Source organism: Mycobacterium sp. 1245499.0, from assembly GCF_001673615.1.
Lineage (GTDB): Bacteria > Actinomycetota > Actinomycetes > Mycobacteriales > Mycobacteriaceae > Mycobacterium > Mycobacterium europaeum_A.
The window spans coordinates 1-4,418 of record NZ_LZMG01000102.1; the positions used below are offsets into that span (position 1 = coordinate 1).

Below are 4,418 nucleotides of genomic sequence, written 5' to 3' on the forward strand. Positions count from 1 at the left end.
CTCGGCGGGCAGCATTCTGCGCAACCTGGATCCGGATCGGTTCGACGTGGTCGCGATCGGCATCACCCCGGAGGGGTCGTGGGTGCTCACCGACGGTGATCCGGCCGCGCTGGCGATCACCGACCGGAAACTGCCCGAGGTGACCGCCGCATCGGGCACCGAACTGGCGCTACCCGCCGATCCCCGGCGCAGCGGCCAGTTGGTGTCCCTGGCGCCCGGCGCCACCGAGGTCTTGGCGTCGGTCGACGTGGTCTTTCCGGTGCTGCACGGCCCCTACGGCGAGGACGGCACGATCCAGGGCCTGCTGGAGCTCGCCGGTGTGCCCTACGTGGGGGCCGGTGTGCTGGCCAGCGCGGCCGGATCACCGTCGGTGAGCACCCACGACCCCTCCGGGGTGATGCCGATCGCGACCACGTCGAACCGATCCGGATCCAGGTTGCGCAGAATGCTGCCCGCCGAGACGCACGAGATGGCGTGCTCGTTGCTGCGCCCGCCGAAGACGACGGCGACGCGCACCCGCTCGCTGGCATTCACAATCTCAAGAGGCTACCGGGTGGCACCCGTCCCGGTCGGGTGGCGGCCCTTCGCCTGGCCTTTTCACTCGGGCTTGGTGCTGCGGCCCAGGAGCAGCGCGATCGCCTCGTCGACCGACAGGCCCTTGTGGCAGACCCGGTGCACGGCGTCGGTGAGGGGCATCTCGACGTCGTAACTGGCGGCCAGTGCCAGGACGGACTCGCAGGACGTCACGCCCTCGACGACGTGCCCGTCGCCGCCGTCGGGGGTGCCGCCCAGCACCGCCTGGATGTTCGCTCCCCGGCCGAGCCGCTCGCCCAGCGAACGGTTGCGGGAATGCGGTGAGCTGCAGGTGGCCACCAGATCACCCACCCCGGCCAGCCCGGCCAGTGTGGCGCCCTTGGCACCCAGCGCGATCCCCAGCCGCATGATCTCGGCCAGGCCGCGGGTGATGATCGCCGCCGTGGTGTTCTCGCCGAGCCCGACACCGACCGCCATCCCGCACGCGAGCGCGATGACATTCTTGCAGGCCCCGCCGACCTCGGTGCCGACCACATCGCTGTTGGTGTAGGGGCGGAAGTATCCGCTGTTCAGCATGCGCTGCAGGGCGACGGCCCGACCCGAGTCGCTGCACGCGACCACGGTGGCGGCGGGCTGGGATGCGGCGATCTCGCTGGCCAGGTTCGGCCCCGAGATCACCGCGACCTGAGCCGGGTCGACGCCGGTGACCGAGACGATCACCTGACTCATCCGCATCAGCGTGCCCAGTTCGATGCCCTTGGCCAGGCTCACCAGCGTCGCGCCCTGACGAATCAGCGGCGCCCAGCGCTCGAGGTTGCTGCGCATGGTCTGCGCCGGCACGCCGAGCAGCACCGTGGACGCGTCGCGCAGGGCCTTGGCGGGGTCGGCGGTGGCGCGGATGCCCGGCGGCAGCAACGTGCCGGGCAGGTAGTCAGGGTTGTAGCGGGTGATGTTGATCTGTTCGGCGATCTCGGGTCTGCGGGCCCACAGCGTGACCGCCGCTTCCGGCCCCCCCGCCTCGACCAGCACCTTGGCCAGCGCCGTGCCCCACGCCCCGGCACCCATGACCGCCACGGCACCCGACGATGTGCTGGTCATGTACCCCCCTGTCCGTGGTCGGTGTAGCTCACGCGGCACTTGCAGCCGCTACACCCTAGATCAGCGACGGACCGGGCGTCACGCCTGCCAGCATGTCCCGGCGGCGGGGCGTCGCTGGCAGGATGGCATCTCATGAGCGGCATACGAGCCGACGGTTCGGCCAACGGTGCGGGCGACGTCGCCCTGATCATCGCCGTCAAGAGGTTGGCCGCGGCCAAGACCCGGTTGGCCCCGGTCTTCTCGGCGCGCACCCGGGAAAGCGTGGTGCTCGCCATGCTGGCGGACACCCTGACCGCCGCCGGGCGCGTCCGAGCGCTGGGCTCGATCACCGTGATCACGCCCGACGACGCGGCGGCCGCCGCCGCCGCCGAGCTGGGCGCCGACGTGCTGGTTGATCCCACACCCGAGGGTCACCCCGATCCGCTGAACAACGCGATCGCCACCGCCGAACGCGCGGTGGGCGGCTCCTTCGCCAATGTCGTTGCGCTGCAAGGTGATTTACCCGCGTTGCAGACTCAGGAGCTGAACGAGGCGATCGCCGCCGCGCGCCAGCACCGGCGCAGCTTCGTCGCCGACCGGCTGGCCACCGGCACGGCGGCGCTGTTCGCGTTCGGAAGCCCGCTCGACCCGCGATTCGGCGCCGATTCCTCGGCGCGGCACCGCAGTTCGGGTGCGATCGAGCTGACCGGCGCCTGGCCGGGCCTGCGGTGTGACGTCGACACCCCCAGCGACCTCGCCGCCGCCCGTCGCCTCGGGGTGGGGGCAGCGACCGCCCGCGCCATCGCGACGCACTGATTCCGATCGCTGCGCGTATATCTGTCCGACGGGTGAACGTCGTCCCAACGGCGAATGGATGTCCCGGGAGCGCTAGCAGCACCCACGCGTGATGAGCAATGATCGCAGGGTGACTGAAATCGAAGCTGAGGCGCGACCCGACGAGAACTTGTGGCATTCGGGCGACTCGGCCGTGGCAGCACCACCGGCTGCGACCCAGGCCGCGCTGACCGATCTGCCGGACGACCGTTACCTCAACCGGGAACTGAGCTGGCTGGATTTCAACGCCCGCGTGCTGGCGCTGGCCGCAGACAACTCGTTGCCGTTGCTGGAACGCGCCAAGTTCCTGGCGATCTTCGCCTCCAACCTCGACGAGTTCTATATGGTGCGCGTCGCCGGCCTCAAACGCCGTGACGAGATGGGCTTGTCGGTCCGCTCGGCCGACGGTTTGACGCCGCGCAAGCAACTCGCCCTCATCGGAGAACAGACTCAGCGGATCGCGACCCGGCACGCGCGAGTGTTCCTGGATTCGGTGCGGCCGGCGCTCGCCGAGGAAGGCATCCACATCGTCACGTGGGCCGACCTCGATCAGGCCGAGCGCGACGAATTGTCGACCTATTTCACCGAACAGGTCTTCCCCGTCCTGACGCCGCTGGCCGTCGACCCGGCACACCCGTTCCCGTTCGTCAGCGGGCTGAGCCTGAACCTGGCGGTGATGGTGCGTCAGCCCGAGGACGGCGGCCAGCACTTCGCCCGAGTCAAGGTGCCCAACAACGTCGATCGCTTCGTCGAATTGGCCGCCATCGACAATGCCGACGGCTCCGGACGGGCCATCGTCCGGTACCTGCCGACCGAAGAACTGATCGCGGCCTTCCTTCCTCTTCTGTTCCCGGGGATGGAAATCGTGGAGCATCACGCCTTCCGCATCACCCGCAACGCCGACATGGAAGTCGAGGAGGACCGCGACGAGGATCTGCTGCAGGCGCTGGAACGGGAATTGGCGCGCCGGCGGTTCGGGCCGCCGGTGCGACTCGAGATCGCCGACGACATGACCGAGGGCATGCTGGAGCTGTTGTTGCGCGAACTCGACGTGCACCCCGGTGACGTCATCGAAGTGCCCGGGCTGCTGGATCTTTCGTCGCTGTGGCAGATCTACGGACTGGACCGGCCGGCGCTCAAGGACCCCGCGTTCGTCCCGGACACCCACCCCGCCTTCGCCGATCGCGAATCCCCCAAGAGCATCTTCGCGACGCTGCGCGAGGGCGACGTCCTGGTGCACCACCCCTACGACTCCTTCTCCACCAGCGTGCAGCGCTTCATTCAGCAGGCCGCCGCGGACCCCAATGTGCTGGCGATCAAACAAACGCTGTACCGCACCTCCGGTGACTCACCGATCGTGCGGGCGCTGATCGAAGCGGCCGAGGCCGGAAAGCAGGCCGTGGCGCTCGTCGAAATCAAGGCGCGCTTCGACGAACAGGCCAACATCCGTTGGGCGCGCGCACTCGAGCAGGCGGGCGTGCACGTGGTCTACGGCCTCGTCGGGCTCAAGACGCACTGCAAGACGTGCCTGGTGGTGCGCCGCGAAGGATCGGCGATCCGGCGGTACTGCCATATCGGAACCGGCAACTACAACAGCAAGACCGCCCGCCTCTATGAGGATGTCGGCCTGCTGACGGCGAGCCCGGATATCGGTGCGGACCTCACCGATTTGTTCAATTCGCTTACCGGCTATTCGCGTAAGGTCGCCTACCGCAACCTGCTGGTGGCGCCGCACGGAATTCGCACCGGCATCATCGAACGCGTCGAACGCGAGATCGCCGCGCACCGCGAACGAGGTGACGGGCGAATTCGTCTGAAGATGAACGCGTTGGTGGACGAGCAGGTGATCGATGCGCTCTACCGGGCATCGCAGGCCGGAGTGCGGGTCGAGGTCGTGGTGCGCGGCATCTGCGCGTTGCGCCCGGGCGCCGAGGGCTTCTCCGAAAACATCGTCGTGCGCTCCATTCTCGGCC

The 4,418-nt window shown here is 68.9% G+C and carries 4 protein-coding genes and 1 pseudogene; 3 read left to right on the forward strand and 2 right to left on the reverse strand.

The genetic code is table 11. From position 1 onward, the window contains the following. Window positions 1–355: pseudogene (locus A5646_RS27810) on the forward strand (D-alanine--D-alanine ligase A); the annotation flags it as partial. On the opposite strand, the gene A5646_RS27815 reads toward A5646_RS27810, so the two are convergent. Together A5646_RS27815 and A5646_RS05325 are read right to left on the reverse strand one after the other, a co-directional pair. Further along, a complete protein-coding gene (locus A5646_RS27815; RefSeq protein ID WP_369806910.1) occupies window positions 325–534 on the reverse strand; it encodes a hypothetical protein in 210 nt (69 codons plus the stop codon). The pseudogene A5646_RS27810 and the gene A5646_RS27815 sit on opposite strands and share 31 nt — an antisense overlap. A 63-nt stretch (window positions 535–597) precedes the next feature. Further along, the gene (locus A5646_RS05325) at window positions 598–1,632 is read right to left on the reverse strand and encodes an NAD(P)H-dependent glycerol-3-phosphate dehydrogenase (RefSeq protein ID WP_067020396.1); all 1,035 of its coding nucleotides are present in this window, start codon (window positions 1,630–1,632) and stop codon (window positions 598–600) included. 132 nt (window positions 1,633–1,764) lie between these two features. Here A5646_RS05325 and cofC point away from each other — a divergent pair, with 132 nt between their 5' ends. Continuing rightward, window positions 1,765–2,427, forward strand: a complete 663-nt coding sequence (gene cofC, locus A5646_RS05330; protein ID WP_066862014.1) for a 2-phospho-L-lactate guanylyltransferase — start codon at window positions 1,765–1,767, stop codon at window positions 2,425–2,427. A gap of 88 nt (window positions 2,428–2,515) precedes the next feature. Next, window positions 2,516–4,418: RNA degradosome polyphosphate kinase (locus tag A5646_RS05335; protein WP_067020400.1), on the forward strand; the 1,903-nt coding region annotated here is incomplete at its 3' end.